Origin of the sequence: Achromobacter sp. HZ34 (genome assembly GCF_002209485.1) — a bacterium.
Taxonomy (GTDB): domain Bacteria; phylum Pseudomonadota; class Gammaproteobacteria; order Burkholderiales; family Burkholderiaceae_B; genus Bordetella_C.
In genome coordinates, this window is record NZ_NJIX01000002.1 from 57,486 (window position 1) to 72,960 (window position 15,475).

The 15,475-nt window shown below is 67.3% G+C and carries 16 protein-coding genes; 13 read left to right on the forward strand and 3 right to left on the reverse strand.

What is annotated here, in order from left to right; all coding sequences use genetic code 11:
* Window positions 1-40: 40 nt before the first annotated feature.
* Together CEY05_RS06980 and CEY05_RS06985 are read right to left on the reverse strand one after the other, a co-directional pair.
* Window positions 41-409, reverse strand: coding sequence for a hypothetical protein (locus tag CEY05_RS06980; protein ID WP_088607517.1), 369 nt, complete (start codon window positions 407-409; stop codon window positions 41-43).
* A gap of 270 nt (window positions 410-679) precedes the next feature.
* Window positions 680-1,927, reverse strand: coding sequence for a D-amino acid dehydrogenase (locus CEY05_RS06985; RefSeq protein WP_088597790.1), 1,248 nt, complete (start codon window positions 1,925-1,927; stop codon window positions 680-682).
* 194 nt (window positions 1,928-2,121) lie between these two features.
* Here CEY05_RS06985 and CEY05_RS06990 point away from each other — a divergent pair, with 194 nt between their 5' ends.
* A complete protein-coding gene (locus CEY05_RS06990; protein ID WP_088597791.1) occupies window positions 2,122-3,009 on the forward strand; it encodes a LysR family transcriptional regulator in 888 nt (295 codons plus the stop codon).
* Between the two features lie 54 nt (window positions 3,010-3,063).
* Here the strand turns inward: CEY05_RS06990 and CEY05_RS06995 are convergent, their stop codons facing one another.
* Window positions 3,064-3,852 (reverse strand): 4'-phosphopantetheinyl transferase superfamily protein, encoded by a 789-nt coding sequence (locus CEY05_RS06995; protein ID WP_143220308.1) that lies wholly within the window; start codon window positions 3,850-3,852, stop codon window positions 3,064-3,066.
* A gap of 293 nt (window positions 3,853-4,145) precedes the next feature.
* Here CEY05_RS06995 and CEY05_RS07000 point away from each other — a divergent pair, with 293 nt between their 5' ends.
* The 12 genes from CEY05_RS07000 (at window position 4,146) to CEY05_RS07055 (ending at window position 15,470) form a co-directional block, all read left to right on the forward strand.
* Window positions 4,146-4,964, forward strand: coding sequence for a beta-ketoacyl synthase chain length factor (locus CEY05_RS07000; RefSeq protein WP_088597793.1), 819 nt, complete (start codon window positions 4,146-4,148; stop codon window positions 4,962-4,964).
* The gene (locus tag CEY05_RS07005) at window positions 4,961-5,785 is read left to right on the forward strand and encodes a 1-acyl-sn-glycerol-3-phosphate acyltransferase (RefSeq protein WP_088597794.1); all 825 of its coding nucleotides are present in this window, start codon (window positions 4,961-4,963) and stop codon (window positions 5,783-5,785) included. Before CEY05_RS07000 ends, CEY05_RS07005 begins: the two co-directional genes overlap by 4 nt.
* Window positions 5,766-6,026, forward strand: coding sequence for a phosphopantetheine-binding protein (locus CEY05_RS07010; RefSeq protein ID WP_088597795.1), 261 nt, complete (start codon window positions 5,766-5,768; stop codon window positions 6,024-6,026). Before CEY05_RS07005 ends, CEY05_RS07010 begins: the two co-directional genes overlap by 20 nt.
* 18 nt (window positions 6,027-6,044) lie before the next feature.
* Window positions 6,045-6,299 (forward strand): acyl carrier protein, encoded by a 255-nt coding sequence (locus CEY05_RS07015; protein WP_088597796.1) that lies wholly within the window; start codon window positions 6,045-6,047, stop codon window positions 6,297-6,299.
* The gene (locus CEY05_RS07020; protein ID WP_088597797.1) at window positions 6,296-6,862 is read left to right on the forward strand and encodes a hypothetical protein; all 567 of its coding nucleotides are present in this window, start codon (window positions 6,296-6,298) and stop codon (window positions 6,860-6,862) included. The genes CEY05_RS07015 and CEY05_RS07020 overlap by 4 nt, the downstream gene beginning before the upstream one ends.
* Before the next feature lie 44 nt (window positions 6,863-6,906).
* On the forward strand, window positions 6,907-8,838 hold the full coding sequence (locus CEY05_RS07025; protein ID WP_233161413.1) for an AMP-binding protein: 1,932 nt from the start codon (window positions 6,907-6,909) through the stop codon (window positions 8,836-8,838).
* The gene (locus tag CEY05_RS07030) at window positions 8,828-9,613 is read left to right on the forward strand and encodes a glycosyltransferase family 2 protein (RefSeq protein WP_233161479.1); all 786 of its coding nucleotides are present in this window, start codon (window positions 8,828-8,830) and stop codon (window positions 9,611-9,613) included. The genes CEY05_RS07025 and CEY05_RS07030 overlap by 11 nt, the downstream gene beginning before the upstream one ends.
* Window positions 9,610-10,644, forward strand: a complete 1,035-nt coding sequence (locus CEY05_RS07035; protein ID WP_088597799.1) for a glycosyl transferase — start codon at window positions 9,610-9,612, stop codon at window positions 10,642-10,644. Before CEY05_RS07030 ends, CEY05_RS07035 begins: the two co-directional genes overlap by 4 nt.
* Window positions 10,637-11,095, forward strand: a complete 459-nt coding sequence (locus CEY05_RS07040; RefSeq protein WP_088597800.1) for a thioesterase family protein — start codon at window positions 10,637-10,639, stop codon at window positions 11,093-11,095. The genes CEY05_RS07035 and CEY05_RS07040 overlap by 8 nt, the downstream gene beginning before the upstream one ends.
* Entirely contained in the window at window positions 11,092-11,706 is a 615-nt protein-coding gene (locus CEY05_RS07045) for an outer membrane lipoprotein carrier protein LolA (RefSeq protein WP_088597801.1), read from the forward strand. The genes CEY05_RS07040 and CEY05_RS07045 overlap by 4 nt, the downstream gene beginning before the upstream one ends.
* Window positions 11,681-14,056: an MMPL family transporter gene (locus CEY05_RS07050; protein ID WP_088597802.1), complete on the forward strand. Its 2,376-nt coding sequence runs from the start codon at window positions 11,681-11,683 to the stop codon at window positions 14,054-14,056. Before CEY05_RS07045 ends, CEY05_RS07050 begins: the two co-directional genes overlap by 26 nt.
* 67 nt (window positions 14,057-14,123) lie before the next feature.
* The gene (locus tag CEY05_RS07055; RefSeq protein ID WP_233161414.1) at window positions 14,124-15,470 is read left to right on the forward strand and encodes an NAD(P)/FAD-dependent oxidoreductase; all 1,347 of its coding nucleotides are present in this window, start codon (window positions 14,124-14,126) and stop codon (window positions 15,468-15,470) included.
* The last annotated feature ends 5 nt before the right edge of the window (window positions 15,471-15,475 follow it).

The following is a 15,475-nucleotide window of genomic DNA, read 5'->3' on the forward strand; positions in this document are numbered from 1 at the left end:
CCCTTCAATTCATGTCCCATGAAATCAAAAAGGAATTTCTTCAGAAATTCCTTTTTTCCTTACCCTGCCGGTTGAGCACGCCAACGCTGAGCATGACGCACTGCGGGGGCATAACGCTTGCTGCCTTATCGGTGATCACGCGGAATTCGCCGCGTGTATCAGCCGTCAAGTCGGCGGCCCTATCAAGCACAGGAGTCCGATGATGAGCCAGCAATCGAATCAGCAAGGCCAAAAGCAGCAAGATCAACAAGGCCAGTCCGGTCAGCAGCACAACCAGGACCAACAGCGTTCCCAGCAGCAACAGCAGCAAAACCGTCCAGGCCAGCAGCAGCAACCCGGCCAGAAGCCGTCCGGCGGCCAAGGCCAGGGATCGCATGGCAGCAGCGATGCCCAGAACAAAAACATGCAAAAGCAGCGCTGATCCGCATTGATGCGACGCACAACGGGCAGGTACGGCTGAGTAAGCGCCCGCCCTGATGAGTCAAACGGCTCTGTAGAGCCACCTGCCGGCGGCGGCGCCATACTGGTTCGAAACGGACCATAAGCCCGCCAATGACATGCCGGCGCACCGCACCCCGGCCATGGTCCTTACAAAAAGACCGTGGTCGGGGTGCATTATTTAGAAATCTCCTGCTTCCTTGCAGGATGGGCAGCGCCCGCCAGCGCCGCCGCGCGCAACTCACTTCGGCAGGAACGGCGCGGCATCGATGGGCGCAGGCAGGCCCGCCATCTGCGCCGTCAGCAAGGCCGCGCTGCCGCAAGCCAGTGTGAAACCCAACGCCCCCTGCCCCACGTTCAGCCACAGATTCTGCGCCGCCCGGCTGGGCCCGATAATGGGTTTGCTGCCCGGCGTCGCGGGCCGCAAGCCAGCCCAGGCCACTGCCGTATCCAGATCCAGCCGGGGAAAAATCTCCGCCACCTGGTGCTTGAGCAAGGCAATGCGTTGCGGATCGATGGCGGAGTCGGCACTACCGATATCCACCATCGCCGCGATGCGCAGGATCTTGCCCATGCGCGCATACACGATGCGCCGTTCGTAATCGGTCACGCTGATGGCCGGCCCTTCGTCCTCGTGCGCCAGCGGCACGCTCAGGCTATAGCCCTTGAGCGGATACAAAGGCAGGTTCTCGCCCAAGGGCCCCAGCAAGATCCGGCTGCCCAGCCCCGACGCCACCACGAATGCTTCCGCCTGGATGTCGCCCTTGTCGCTGTCGGCGGCGGTAATCACGGCGCCGCGCCGGCGCAAGCCGCGCACGTTCGTGCTCATGCGCAGCGCCACATTGGGCAGCGTCTTCAGCTTGTCGAACAACCCCTCGGTGAACAGGCGGCAATCGCCGCTTTCCTCGCTGGGCGTGTAGATGGCACCGGCCAGCTTGCCCCGCATGCCGGCCAGGGCCGGTTCCAGCGCCAGGGTTTCTTCGGCCGACAGGACCGATTGTTCCGCCCCGTGCGCCGCCTGGTAAGCCACCAGCCGCCGCGCCTTCTCCAGCAGGTTCGCGTCGCGATACGCGATCAGCTTGCCGTTGCGCACATGGCCGAATTCGATAGGCTCTTGCGCCAGCAGGCCGTGCATGGCATCGCGGCTCAGGTAAGACAGGGTCGATAGCTCAGCCGTGGACGTGCGCGCCACCGACGCGCGGCAGGCCAGCACGAAATCCAGGCACCAGCGCCACTGGTGCGGGTCCAGGCGCGGGCGGAAACGCAAGGGCGAATCCGCCCGCAACAGCCAGCTGGGCACGCTGGGCAGCACGCCAGGCCCGGCCAGGGGAGCGACATAGCTGTAGCTCAACTGGCCGCCATTGGCGAAACTGGAAACCTCGGCAGGCCGTTCCCGCGAGTCCACCAGCGTCACATCGAAACCCTGGCGGGCCAGGAAATAAGCGGAGGTCACGCCGACCACGCCGGCCCCGATCACGCATACACGCATGAAAACATCCTGAAAGATCCACCTGGGGCCGATTCTGGACGTTGCGCGAGGCACCCGCAAATGCCAAAGCCGCCAGCGGACATAACCTTTGGCTATGGAATCGCAGTCCAGGGTTTCCCTTATAAGCGATCCATGCGGGTAGATTGTGGTTAAGCTGCCGCATAACCTTCAGCTATTGCCTTACGAATACCCTCATGCGCCTGCGCCACATAGAATTGTTCGAAGCCATCCGCGCCACGGGATCGCTCAGCCGCGCCGCCCAGACGCTGCATATCTCCCAGCCGGCGGCCAGCAAGATGCTGGCGCATGCCGAAGCGCAGGTCGGCTTCAAGTTGTTCGAACGCATCAAGGGACGGCTGCAGGCCACCCGCGAGGCGGACATCCTGGCGCCGGACATCGCCCGCCTGTCGCGCGACCTGGAAAGCGTGCGCAAGCTGGCCGCCAATCTCAGGCACCATCCGCAGGGCCATTTGCGTCTGGGCTGCGCGCCCAGCCTGGGCCTGGGCATCGTGCCGCGCGCCACGGGGCTGAGCCGGGCCCGCCAGCCGGACATCACTTTCAGCATCCATACGCATCACACCGGCGAACTGATCGCGGGCCTGTTGGCACGGGAAATCGATATGGCGATAACGTACGAGCCGCCCGCCCACCCGGGCATTGCCCGTATCGACCTGGACCGATCGGAAATGGTCTATGTCAGCCGAGAGGCGGACCACGCGCCCATGCCGCTGGCGGCCGTCGATGGCAGCCGGCTGATTTCCATGGATCCGCAAGATCCGCTGGGCGGACTGTTGCAATCCGCCCTGGCCGAGCACGGCACCGCCCTGGGCACCGCGTTGCGGGTGCATACCCATTACATGGCGTGTGCCATGGTCGAGGCGGGCTGCGGCGACGCCATCGTCGATGCCTACAGCGCCCAAGGGGTGGCGCGGCCCAGCCTGTCCCTGCGCCGGCTGGAGCCGCCGGTGTACTTCCATATCGGCGCCCTGGTTCATGCCGACGATCCCTTGTCGTCGCTGCATCACGGGTTTCTGGACTGCCTGCGCCAGGCATGCGCGGAAGCGGCCAAGTCCTTGCCTTAGGCAGGACCTGGATGGCCGGGGCGATCGGCGGCGATCGGCGGTGGTCAGTGGCAGTCAGTGGCGGTCGGCGGCGTCCTGGGCGGTCGACCCGTATGGCCAGGTGCTCGACGCCGCATACACGGTGCGAACCGGTGGCAGAACGCAGTTTCTGGCCGCGCGCCAATGCAGTGCTTCGGCAGGACCAGCCAGGGTGGCCTGCCCCCCGTCCGGCATCGACCACACCACGCTGGCGACCCAGTCCTCGCCTATCGTCCAGCAACGTGCATCCCAGGTGCCGGCCGGTGCGCGCAGCGCCCAGCCGTCAGCCTGGGCGCGCAGGCCGACTGTCCGCATATCCGCCGGAAAGTCCAGGCCGGCGGCCTTGATGAAGGACTCTTTCAAAGTCCATAACTGGTAAAAAAACGTCAACCGGTCCGCCTCGGCCAAGGCCTGCAGGTGGGCCTGCTCGGCGTCGTCGCAGCACCACGGCGCCAGTGCCTCCAGGTCCCTCACCCGCTTGCGCTCCAGGTCTACGCCCATCCGCCACCCGGCCGGGCCATGCGCCACCAGGGCATGCCCATCGCTATGGCTGAGCGACCAGGCCGGCGCCGTCGCAAGGCCGGCGGCATGCCCTGCCACAACAGAGGCGTCTTCTGCGCTGCGGCTTCCCCCGCCGGCAGCCGGACGCCGCGAACCCGAGGCATGCGCCCCTGTTCCTACGCCAGCCTGCTGCAACGCCGCTCGGCTGACCCGCCATTGCAAGGCGGCGCGGGGTGTGCGGGGCGTCCCGGCGCGCGGGATGTCGGCGGGCGACAAGGCGCCGGGATCGTAGTCCTCCGCTGCCGCCGGACAGGCCCACAGCAAGGCGGGCAGGCCGGCCGCGGCGTCGACAACTGACGAGCGCGCTGAAGAATCAGCGCCTGCATCCGCTGCGAATACGCCTGCGGATGCGGAATTTATCCCGTCTCCTGGAACTGAAGTCTTGGTTTCAGACACCCTCTATTCCTGTTCAATCGCTACCCAATGGCCAGCGGATGGCCTCGATGCTGGCCAAATTGCTGACAATAACCTGAACTATGACAAAGTGTATTGCAATATGGAGACAATGTAACAAGATAGTCCCATGGAAGAGCCTGCGGCCCGGTACACTGCGCGCCATGTTGAAATTTTCAATTCCGCAGTGGCACGCCTGGGCGCCTGGAATTGAGAGCGTAGACGCTTGGCGGGACTGGGCGCGCAGCCCTTTCATCCCGACGACGGACACGCGCGCGCCCACGCCTGACATCGGATTCCTCCCCGCAATGCAACGTCGCCGGCTCAGCCCGCTGGCGCGCATGGCCGTGGGCAGCGCCTGGCCGCTGACCGCGGAGGGTGAAGCCATCCCGATGGTCTACGCCTCGCATCATGGCGAGACCACGCGCGGCTACGAGTTGTTGCACGCGCTGGCGCAGGACGAGCCTTTGTCGCCGACCTCCTTCAGCCTGTCCGTGCATAACGCCTGCGCGGGCATGTGGTCCATCCTGCGGCACGATACCACCGAGACCGTGGCCTTGTCGGTGCAGGGCGACGGCCTGGAAAGCGCCATCGTCGAAGCCTCCCTGCTGCTGGACGCCGGCCATCCCGCGGTGCTCGTGGTGCTGGCCGAAGAACGTCCGCCCGAGTCCTATACGGCGTGGATCGACGACATCCCCTTCCCCTACGGCCTGGCGCTGCGCGTTACCGCAGGGCAGGACTACGCGTTGGAACTCCGGGCTCCCGCGCCAAGGGATCCGGCGCTTCACATCCAGGGGGCTGCGGCTTCGCACACTGCTGGAACTCCCACTGCTCCCCTGCGGGAAGACCTGTCCGCTCCCCCGGCGGGCGCCGCCATCGCCCTGCCGAATCCATTGAACCTCTTGCGCCACCTGGCCCTCGGCAGCCGCGACTGGACGCACTCGCATCCGCGCCGCCAGTGGCGCTGGCAGCATCTGTCATGAGCATGGAAAACAGCATCGAACCCTTCGTCGAACCCCTGCCGCCGCGGCAGGACGCCTGGTTGCTGCGACTGTTCGCCACCGCCTTCGCCTTCACCGTCTTCGGCCTGGGCGGCCTGTTCCTGCGGCTGGTCGTCTTCCCGCCGCAGCGCCTGCTGTGCCCCGATCTGGCGCGCCGGCAGCGGCGTGCGCGCGGCGTCATCTTCTGGATGTTCCGCCTGTTCCTCCGCCTGCTGGTGCGCACCGGCATCCTGACCTACGAGTTCCGTGGCGCCGAACGGCTGGGCCGCCCCGGCCAGATGATCGTGGCCAACCACCCGTCGCTGCTGGACGTCGTGTTTCTGCTGGGCCACGTCGCGCGCGCCAACTGCATCGTCAAGCACAGCCTGGCGACCAATATCTTCACCGGCGGGCCGGTGCGCAACGCCCGCTATATCACCAACGACGAAAGCCTGGAGATGTTCGACCACGCCGCCCAGGTGCTGCGCGATGGCGAGACGCTGGTGGTGTTTCCGGAAGGTACCCGCACGCCGCGAGACAGTTCGCCGCGCTTCCATCGGGGCGCCTGCGCCATCGCGATGCGCGGCGCGCGCGTCATCACGCCGGTGGTGATTCACATGAACACACGCAGCCTGACCAAGGGCGAGCCGTGGTACCGCATACCGCGCCAACGCATGCACTACATCTTTGAGGTCGGTGCCGACGTCGATCCGCAGCGTTGGACCAGCCAGCATCCCCTACCGATCGCCGGCCGCCTGATGAATGAACATCTACATAACTATTTTGAAACGGAGCTGAAGCGGGATGAGCCAGCTGGAAAATGAGATCAAAGCCCTTGTCATCGAGGCCCTGGGGCTGGAGGACATCACCCCCGCGGACATCGACAACGACGCCGAGCTGTTCGGCGACGGGCTGGGCCTGGATTCGGTGGATGCGCTGGAGCTGGGGCTCGCCTTGCAGAAACGTTATGGCATCACCATCGATCCCGAAACGAGGAACATGCGTGGCCATTTCGCGACCATAACCAATTTGAGTGAGTTCGTCTCGGCGCAACGCAGCGCCTGAGTCTCTGGAGCAAGTGTGATGCAGACCCGGGAAGACATTTTCAACGTGCTTCGCGACGCGATGGTGGACCTTTTCGAAATCGAACCCGAGCGCGTGGTACCGACCGCCAACCTTTACACGGACCTGGAGATCGACAGTATCGACGCCATCGATCTGCTCGATCACATCAAGCGCAAGACCGGCCACAAGCTGGCCGCGGAAAACTTCCGCACGGTGCGCACGGTGCAGGATGTCGTCGATGCAGTGATGCGGCAACAGGAAGCCGCTGCATGACGAGAGCGGTTCTGGCGCTCGCTTTGCTGGCAGCGGGGCTGGCCTACCCGTTCGTCGTGTATGCCGGCCTGCAGGGCGGCGGCGCGCGCTGGATCGCCCTGCCCCTGGCAGCGCTATGGCTGGCGCGCGCGTTGACCGCGCCGTCCGGCCAGGCCGGCGGCCGCCTGTTGCCGGCCTTGGCCCTGGCCTTCTGCCTGGTGCTGGCCTTCGCCGAGGATCCGCGCTGGCTGCTGTGGTACCCGGTCCTGATCAACGCCGGCCTGTGCGCGGTGTTCGGCGCCAGCCTGGTGCGCGGCATGCCCGCCATCGAGCGGCTGGCGCGGCTGGGCGAAGCGGCGGCCGGACGGCCCGACCTGCCGCCGTCCGGCGTGCGGTACACGCGCCGCGTGACGCAGATCTGGACCGTATTCTTCGCCCTGAACGGCGCGACCGCGGCGGCGCTGGCGCTGTGGGCGCCGGCACGCTGGTGGACTTTGTACAACGGCTGCATCAGCTACATCCTGATAGGCGTCCTGATCGCCGGTGAATGGGTGGTGCGCCCACACGCGCGCAAGGCAGCGTAGCGATGGCCTGGATTTCGCTTCACGCTTTGCTGGACACTGCGTCCGTGAATCGCCTGGTCGCTTATGGGCCTGATCTGGACCGCGCCACGCTGGCGCAGCGCAGCCTGGCCTTGGCGGGAGCGTTGCAAGCGCGCGGCGTGCGCCGGGTCGGACTATGGTTCGACGATGCCGCGCAACTGGCGGTGGCCTTGCTGGCCTGCTGGCGCATCGGCGCCACGGCCGTACTGGCGCCGGACAACCGCGCGGCAACCCGCCTGGCCCTGGCCCGCCTCGATGCCGGGCTGGACCTTTGGTTGACCGATGATGAAGGCGCGGTTGCCTTGGCCATGGCAGGCGCGCCTGCCGCCGCTGTTCCTGCCGCTGGTGCCGTCAGCGAAGCGGATCGAGGTCTGGCGGTCCATGCGATAGGACCGTTGATGGCCGGTGCGGCGCCGCTGTCCGGGGGGCCGTTGGACCTGGACGTGGGCGCGGTGGTGCTGTGTACGTCCGGCTCCAGCGGCCAGCCCAAGCAGATCAGCAAGCGTTGGCGCCAGTTGGCGGCCGAGATCGAAGCGCTGGAAGCCTTGTGGCATTGGTCCGAGACGCCCGCCTGCGTGCTGGGCAGCGTCAGCGCGCAGCATATGTACGGCCTGCCGTTCCGCCTGTTGTGGCCTTTGTGCTCGGGCCGCGTGGTGGCGCGCCGCCAGCTGGTCTATCCCGAAGCCTTGCAGCATGCCAGCCTGCCGCATGCCGATTTCGTCTGGATCGCCAGTCCGGCCCTGCTCAAGCGCCTGGGCACCAGCCTGGACCATGCCGCGCTGCGCGCCGGCCTGCGCCAGATCGTTTCTTCCGGCGGTCCGCTGCCAGTGGATGTCAGCGACATGCTGGCGCGCGACCTCGCCTGCCGTCCCTGCGAAATCTACGGCAGTTCGGAAACCGGTGCCGTGGCCTGGCGCCAGGGCGACACGGCTTGGCAGCCCCTGCCCGGCGCCGAAGTCGGCGCCAGGGATCATGCTGAAACCGCCGAGACCGGTGGCAAGGGCGGTGCTACCGACACCGCCGCGGTTGGCACTACGGGCAACGTTGCCGCCCACAGCGGCGGAACTGCCTCTCCCGCGGCACTGTGGATACGTTCGCCCTGGCTGCAAGCCGGTGAGACGTTCCAGAGCAACGACGCGGTGCGCCTGACGGCGCACGGGTTCGTGTTGCTGGGTCGCATGGACCGTATCGTCAAGATCGAGGAAAAGCGTATTGCCCTGCCGGCCGTCGAACAGGCGCTGGCGACGCACCCTTGCGTACACGAGGCGCGCGTAGACCTGGTGACCGGTGAGGCGCGTCTGTCGGCCCTCATCGCGCTGACGCCGCAGGGCGTGCACACCCTGCGCAATGGCGGGCGTGCCGCGCTGGCGCAGGCCTTGCGCACGCACATTGCCCCCACGCAGGAAGCCCTGGCCGTGCCACGCCACTGGCGCTTCGTGCGCGAACTGCCCTGGAATGCCCAGGGCAAGCTACCACGCGGCGACTTCGAAGCCGCGCTGCAACGGCCCCGCTGGCCGCAGGAGATCGAAGCGGATCGCGCGGAATCGGGGGCGGGGGTAAACAAACCGGGACCTTCGCAGGACCAAGCCGCGCCGGCCAGCGCGGCGATGCACGCCGCCCCAGCCACGGACGGATCGATCCAGCTGCGCAATTACGCTCTGGATGTCCCGCTGGACCTGCGCCAATTCGATGGCCATTTCGCGGCGACACCCGTGGTGCCTGGCGTGGCGCAGATCGACTGGGCCATGAATCTGGCACGCCGGGACCTGTCCGCGGAGCTGCGGTTCCACGGTGCGGACGCGCTCAAGTTCCAGCGCCTGATGCGTCCTGGCGACCGCGTCGCGCTGGCGCTGCGCTGGGAGCCGGCGCGCGGCCGCCTGTATTTTGAATTCCGCGCCGGCGACCAGGCTTGCTCTTCCGGCCGCATCCTTACGCAGGCACGCCATGATGCAGCCTGACTCCATGCCGGCTCGCACGCCCGGGCCGGCGACCTTCAACCCCTGCGCCGTGATCCCTGTCTATAACCACCCAGGCACCGTGCGCGCGGTGGTCGAACGGGTGCGGGCCGCCGGACTGCCCTGCGTGCTGGTCGATGACGGCTCGAACGCCGAGTGCGCCCGCACGCTGGACGACCTGGCCGCGGCGGGCCTGGCGCAGCTCCTGCGCCGCCCCGTCAATGGCGGCAAGGGCCAGGCCGTCCAGGACGGCCTGCGTCATGCCGGCGCCCTGGGCTACAGCCACGCCCTGCAGATCGACGCCGACGGCCAGCACGCGCTGGACGACATCCCCGCCTTCCTCGACGCCGCCCGCCACAGGCCCGATGCCGTCATCTGCGGCGCTCCCGCCTATGGCGCCGACGCCCCGCGCAGCCGCCTCTACGGCCGCTGGCTGACCCGCGTCTGGGTCTGGATCAACACCCTGTCGCGTGCCATCCCGGACGCCATGTGCGGATTCCGTGTCTACCCGCTGGCTCCCACCCTGGCGCTACTGCGCCGCTGCAATCCCGGCCGCCGCATGGACTTCGACATCGCCGTCCTGGTGCGGCTGCACTGGCGCGGCGTCCCGATGGTGTGGCTGCCCACGCGGGTGTCCTATCCGGTTGGCGGTATCTCGCATTTCAAGGGCCTGCGCGACAACCTGTTGATCAGCCGCATGCATGCCCGCCTGTTCTTCGGCATGCTGCCGCGCGCCCCGCGACTCCTGGCGCGCCGCTTGATGGGCCGCACGCCATGAACGCGCATCCGCCGCACTGGGCCGCCCAGAAGGAACGTGGCACACCCGTCCTGTTGCGCCTCACCGCCTGGGCGGCGCGCACCTTCGGCCGCCGCACGGTGCGGCCGCTGGTCCTGCTGATCGTGTTGTATTTCTTTTGCTTCGCGCCGCGCGCACGGCGCGCCATCGCCGACTACCAGCAGCGCCTGCGGGACCAGGGCCTGGACCGGGCGCTGCCGGCCAAGCGTCCGGTATTCGGCCAGTTCATGGCGTTCGCCGACGCCATCCTGGACAAACTCGACATGTGGCAAGGCCGCCTGACCCGCGCCGACATCAGCATGGTCGATCCAGACGACCTGCACAGCCAGATGCGCGGCCAGGCGCATGGCCAGATACAGGGTCAAGCACACGCCAGCCGCGGCCAGATTCTGGTGTGCGCCCATGTCGGCAACATGGACGTCTGCCGCGCCCTGGTCGAACGCAGCGGCCATTTGGCGCTGAACGTGCTGGTGCACACCCGCCATGCCGAGGCCTTCAATCGCCTGCTGGAAAGCCACGGCGCCAGCCGGCTGCGCCTGTACCAGGTCACCGAACTGGACGCGGCCACCATGCTGGACCTGCATCAACGCATCGAGCAGGGCGAGTGGCTGGCCATCGCCGGCGATCGCGTACCGGTCCGCGCCAATCCAGGGCGGGACGTTCCCGAAGGCGGGGTCCAAACGCGGAGCGCACCGCTGGAAGGCACCCGCAAAACCAGCGCCCGCGTCACCACCGCAGACTTCCTCGGCGCGCCGGCATCCTTTCCGCAAGGCCCCTGGCTGCTGGCCGGCCTGCTGCGCTGCCCTGTCAACGTTCTCTTTTGTACCAAGATCGCCGGTCGCTACCGCGTGACGCTGGAGCGCCTGGCCGACACCGTGGCATGGACGCGCGGCCACCGCGAGGCCGAAATCGGCCGCTGGGCGCAACGCTACGCGGACCGCCTGGCGCGCGAGTGCGCGGACGCCCCGCAACAATGGTTCAACTTTTATCCTTTCTGGAATGGCCATGCGTAAGCGCGGTTTATGCAGCGTCGAGATATCCTTGACGGTTCCGTTCTTCGACGTCGATTCCATGAACGTCGTCTGGCACGGCCACTATGTGAAATATTTGGAGCAGGCCCGTTGCGCACTGTTGGACGCCATCGGCTACGGTTACGACGCCATGCGTGAATCGGGCTATGTCTTCCCGGTCATCGACCTGCAACTCCGTTATGTGAACCCCGCCGTGTTCGGGCAGCGCGTATCCGTCCGCGCCGAACTGGTGGAATGGGAGCATCGTTTGAAGATTCATTATTTGATTACGGATGCCGCTTCCGGCACCCGCCTGACCCGGGCCAGCACGGTCCAGGTCGCCGTCTCCATCGCCACCCGCGAAATGCAGCTGATGTCGCCCGAGCCCCTGCTGGCGGCCGCGCGCCACGCCGCCGGCAACGCAGATCACACCGCCGGCAAGGTGGCGGAATGAAGCGTCTTTTCCGTTACCTGGGCGCCTGCGGCGCGCTGTTGCTGGGCGCCGCCGCCCTGCCCGCGCAGGCCTTCGACCTGAACGACCTGCAGCAGCAATTGCAAGCCACCCCCGTGGTGCGCGGCCAGTTCGTGCAGCAGAAATTCCTGCGCTCGTTGCCGCAACCGCTCACCAGCAATGGCGTCTTCGTGCTGTCGGCGGACCGCGGCCTGCTATGGGAATTGCGCGTACCGCTGTTCCAGGACCTGCTGATCACCGCCGAGGGCATCTACCGCCGCGGCGATGGCGGCAAATGGCAGGCTTTGCCGCAGCAGATCGGCTCCGGCCGCGAAACCCGCCTGTTCCTGGCCGTACTGGCCGGCGACACCAAGGGTCTGCAAGACAACTTCGACATGCAAGTCAGTGGCTCGGCCGGCGCCTGGCAACTGGTGATGACCCCCAAGTCTTCCCTGCTCAAGCAGATCTTCCAGGACATCCGCATCAATGGCGGCAAGCTGGTGGAGCGCATCGAGCTGCGCGAGACGCAGGGCGACCGCACCGTGATGGAGATGAAGAACGCACGCGCCGACAACAAACTGAATGCCGATGAAACCCAAGATTTCGCGCCTTGATCCCGAGGCCCCCACCCAACGCGAGCGCCTGCTTTCCCTGATATTCCGCGTGGCCATGGTGCTGGTGCTGCTGGTGGGCGCCTGGCAATGCCGCCATGGTTGGCCGGTGTCGTCCAGCCTGCTCGACCTGCTTCCCAGCGTCAGCAGCGACAAGCTGCGCCACGAGGCCGACGCCCAGATCCAGAAACCGCTGACACGCCAGATGGTGGCGCTGGTGGGCGCGCCGGACCGCGGCCACGCGATCGAACTGGCGCGCGGGCTGGGCCATCTGTGGAACCACAGCGGCCTGTTCGCCAAAGTGCAGGTCGATGCCGACATCGACTTGAACGCGGTGCGCCAGCAAATGGCGACGCAGCGCCTGTCCCTGATTTCCGGCGCCGGCCGCCAGCGCTTCATGAACGATCCGGCGGCCTACGCGGCGCAGCGGGTGCGCGAGCTGGTCGATCCGTTCTCTGTGGGCGGCCTGGTGCCGACCGACGAAGACCTGCTGGGTCTGGCGCGCATGGCGGAGAAGTCCCTGCGGCCGCCCGGGAAGATGCATTTCGACCTGGCCAGCGGCACCCTGCTGACCGAGCAGGACGGCAAGTTCTGGGTGCTGCTGCGGGCTCAGACCAGCGGCGATGCCTTCGACCAGCACTCGCCGGCGGCGATTGCCGCGCTGGTGGACGAAAGCCGCGCCGGCGTGGCCAAGGACGGCGGCGAACTGCTGGCCACCGGCGGCGCGCTGTACGCCGCCGCCGGCCAGTCCCAGGCCCAGGCGGACAGCCTGTGGATAGGCGGCGGATCCCTGCTGGGCATCGTGTTGCTGATGCTGCTGGCCATGCGCCGCTGGCGCGTGCTGCTGGCCTTCGTGCCGGTGGCGGCCGGCCTGCTGTGCGGCATCGTGGCCTGCGTGGCGGCATTCGGCAGCATCCACATCCTGACCCTGGCCATCGGCGCCAGCCTGATCGGCATTGCCGTGGACTTTCCCCTGCACTACCTGGGCAAAAGCTACGGCCTGTCCGACTGGACCGCGCGCGACGCCCTGCGCCGGGTGCTGCCGGGCCTGAGCATCATCCTGGCGGCCACCCTGGTGGGCTATCTGGCCCTGCTGTTCACCCCCTTCCCGGCCCTGACCCAGACCGCCGTGTTTTCCGCCGCCGGCCTGCTGGGCGCCTACGCCTGCACCGTGTGCGAGCTGCCGCGCTGGTTGCGCGGCTGGGCACCGCGCCCGTGGCAAGGCCTGCCGCGCCTGGCGCAAAGCCTGCTGGACACGCTGTCGGTCTGGACCGCACGCCGCACGCTGCGGTGGTTGGCGCTGGGCATCGCGCTGATGTGCGCCGGCGGCCTGTTGAAGCTGAGCGTGCAGGACGACCTGCGCCTGTGGGTCAACCTGCCGCCGACCCTGCTGGACCAGGCCAGGCGCATAGGCGAGATCACCGGCATCATGCCCACCAGCCAGTACTTCCTGGTGCGCGCACCGGATGCTGGCACGCTCTACCAACGCCAGGCCGACCTGGGCCAGAAGCTGGACGGGCTGGTCGAAAAGAAGGCCCTGGCTTCCTACCTGTCCCTGAACCAGTTGCTGGCGCCCGAGTCCGCGCAGCAGCAGTTGCGCGACCGCATGCGCGACCCGTCCTGGCGCGCCCGCCTGACGCCTTCCTTCGAAACCATAGGCGTGCCCGCTTCCACCGTGCTGGCCAATGTCGACGGCCTGGTCAACCTGCCGCCGGTCAAGATGACCGACGCGCTGGCCGGCCCGCTGGGCGAAAGCCGGCGCGACCTGTGGCTGGGCGAACATGACGGCCAGGTCGCCGCCATCGTCAGCCTGCAAGGGCTGCGCGACACGAGCGCCGTGGCCGCCGCGGCCCAGGGCCTGGAAGGCGTGAGCTACATCGACCAGACCGGCGATCTGAACCGCAGCTTCGCCAGCACGCGCTGGGAGGCCGCCGAACTGAAACTGCTGTCCTACCTGGTCGCTGGCGCCTTGCTGTGGCTGACGCTGGGCCGCCACGCCACCTGGCGCCTGCTGGCGGTGCCGCTGGCCGCGTCGGCCTGCACCCTGGGCGCGCTGGGCATCCTGGGCCAGCCGCTGACCCTGTTCAGCCTGTTCGGCCTGCTGCTGGTGTCGGCCATCGGCCTGGACTACGCCATCGTCATGTACGAGCGCGTGGCCGGCGCCGCCTCATGCCTGATCGGCGTGGTGCTGGCGGCCCTGACCACCCTGCTGTCCTTCGGCCTGCTGGGCTTGAGCAGCACGCCTGCGATCGCCAACTTCGGTATCACGGTGGCCTTGGGCGTCAGCTTCAGCGTGCTGTTCGCGCCCTGGGTGCGGCCGACCCCTGAAACCCCTCACCCCCCCACCCACTAAAAAAAAGAGAGAGAACCTGGAAATGCAGGAAGCGCTCATGCAAGAAGTCGACATGCCGAAAGCAGTCATGCAAGAACGTCACGAGATCGTCGTCATCGGCGCCGGCCCGGCCGGCGCCATCGCCGCCGCGCTACTGCAGCGCCGCGGCCATCAGGTCACCATCTTCGAACGTCAGCGCTTCCCCCGTTTCTCCATCGGCGAAAGCCTGCTGGCGCACTGCCTGGAATTCGTCGAGGAAGCCGGCATGATGGACGCGGTCCGGGCCGCGGGTTTCCAGGAAAAGAACGGCGCCGCTTTCGCTTGCGGCGACCGCTATTCCGCTTTCGATTTCCGCGACAAGTTCTCGCCGGGTCCCGGCACCACGTTCCAGGTGTTGCGCTCGCATTTCGACCAGGTGCTGGCCGACGAGGCCGCGCGCCAAGGCGTGCGCATCCACTACGAACACGAAGTGGTGGCGGCGAATTTCGACGGTGCCGAACCGTGGCTGGAAGTGCGCGACGTCAGTGCCGGGGCGGACGCCGCCCCGCGCCGCATCGGCACCCGCTTCGTGCTGGACGCCAGCGGCTATGGCCGGGTGCTGGCACGCCTGCTGGACCTGGAGCGGCCGACCAAGCTGCCGCCGCGCCGCGCCATCTTCACCCATATCGAAGACCACATCACATCCACCGATTTCGATCGCAGCAAGATCCTGATCAGCGTGCATCCTGAACACGAGGACGTGTGGTTCTGGACCATCCCCTTCTCCAACGGCCGCTGCTCGCTGGGCGTGGTCGGCGCGGCAGAGAAGATCAACGCCGACGCCGACCTGATGGCCACCCTGCGCCACTGGGTCGACGGCGCACCCAACCTGCGCAAGCTGCTCGGCAACGCTGTCTGGGACACGCCCGCCAACACCATTGGCGGTTATGCGGCCAGCGTGCAGTCCCTGCATGGACGCGGCTGGGCGCTGCTGGGCAATGCGGCGGAATTCCTCGACCCCGTGTTCTCTTCGGGCGTCACCATCGCCATGCACTCGTCCAAGCTGGCGACCGAATGCCTGCACCGCCAACTGAGCGGCGAGACGGTGGATTGGGAGGCGGACTTCTCCGTGCCGCTGATGCATGGCGTGAATTGCTTCCGCACCTATGTGCAGGGGTGGTACGAGGGCAGCTTCCGCGACGTCGTATTCTTCGAAAAGGCGCAGCCGCAGATCCGCGCCATGATCTCGTCCATCCTGGCGGGCTATGCCTGGGACGAAAACAACCCCTTCGTGGCCGAACATGAACGGCGCCTGCGTATGCTGGCGGAAGTGTGCCGCGGCATGAGCAGCCGCGCCGCGGCCGCCGGCGATGGCGCGGCGGCCAAAGCGCCGCACACGCCGCAAGCGCTGCAAGCGCTGCAAGCAGCCGCCGTGACCGAACCGGCCGCCAATTGATGGAT

Coding starts and splice junctions, on each gene's coding strand:
- CEY05_RS07015 (WP_088597796.1), top strand. CDS start 6,045: ATGCAGACCCGGGAAGACATTTTCAACGTGCTTCGCGACGCGATGGTG.
- CEY05_RS07010 (WP_088597795.1), top strand. CDS start 5,766: ATGAGCCAGCTGGAAAATGAGATCAAAGCCCTTGTCATCGAGGCCCTG.
- CEY05_RS07005 (WP_088597794.1), top strand. CDS start 4,961: ATGAGCATGGAAAACAGCATCGAACCCTTCGTCGAACCCCTGCCGCCG.
- CEY05_RS07020 (WP_088597797.1), top strand. CDS start 6,296: ATGACGAGAGCGGTTCTGGCGCTCGCTTTGCTGGCAGCGGGGCTGGCC.
- CEY05_RS07045 (WP_088597801.1), top strand. CDS start 11,092: ATGAAGCGTCTTTTCCGTTACCTGGGCGCCTGCGGCGCGCTGTTGCTG.
- CEY05_RS07035 (WP_088597799.1), top strand. CDS start 9,610: ATGAACGCGCATCCGCCGCACTGGGCCGCCCAGAAGGAACGTGGCACA.
- CEY05_RS07055 (WP_233161414.1), top strand. CDS start 14,124: ATGCAAGAACGTCACGAGATCGTCGTCATCGGCGCCGGCCCGGCCGGC.
- CEY05_RS07050 (WP_088597802.1), top strand. CDS start 11,681: ATGAAACCCAAGATTTCGCGCCTTGATCCCGAGGCCCCCACCCAACGC.
- CEY05_RS06985 (WP_088597790.1), bottom strand. CDS start 1,927: ATGCGTGTATGCGTGATCGGGGCCGGCGTGGTCGGCGTGACCTCCGCT.
- CEY05_RS07040 (WP_088597800.1), top strand. CDS start 10,637: ATGCGTAAGCGCGGTTTATGCAGCGTCGAGATATCCTTGACGGTTCCG.
- CEY05_RS07030 (WP_233161479.1), top strand. CDS start 8,828: ATGCAGCCTGACTCCATGCCGGCTCGCACGCCCGGGCCGGCGACCTTC.
- CEY05_RS06990 (WP_088597791.1), top strand. CDS start 2,122: ATGCGCCTGCGCCACATAGAATTGTTCGAAGCCATCCGCGCCACGGGA.
- CEY05_RS07000 (WP_088597793.1), top strand. CDS start 4,146: ATGTTGAAATTTTCAATTCCGCAGTGGCACGCCTGGGCGCCTGGAATT.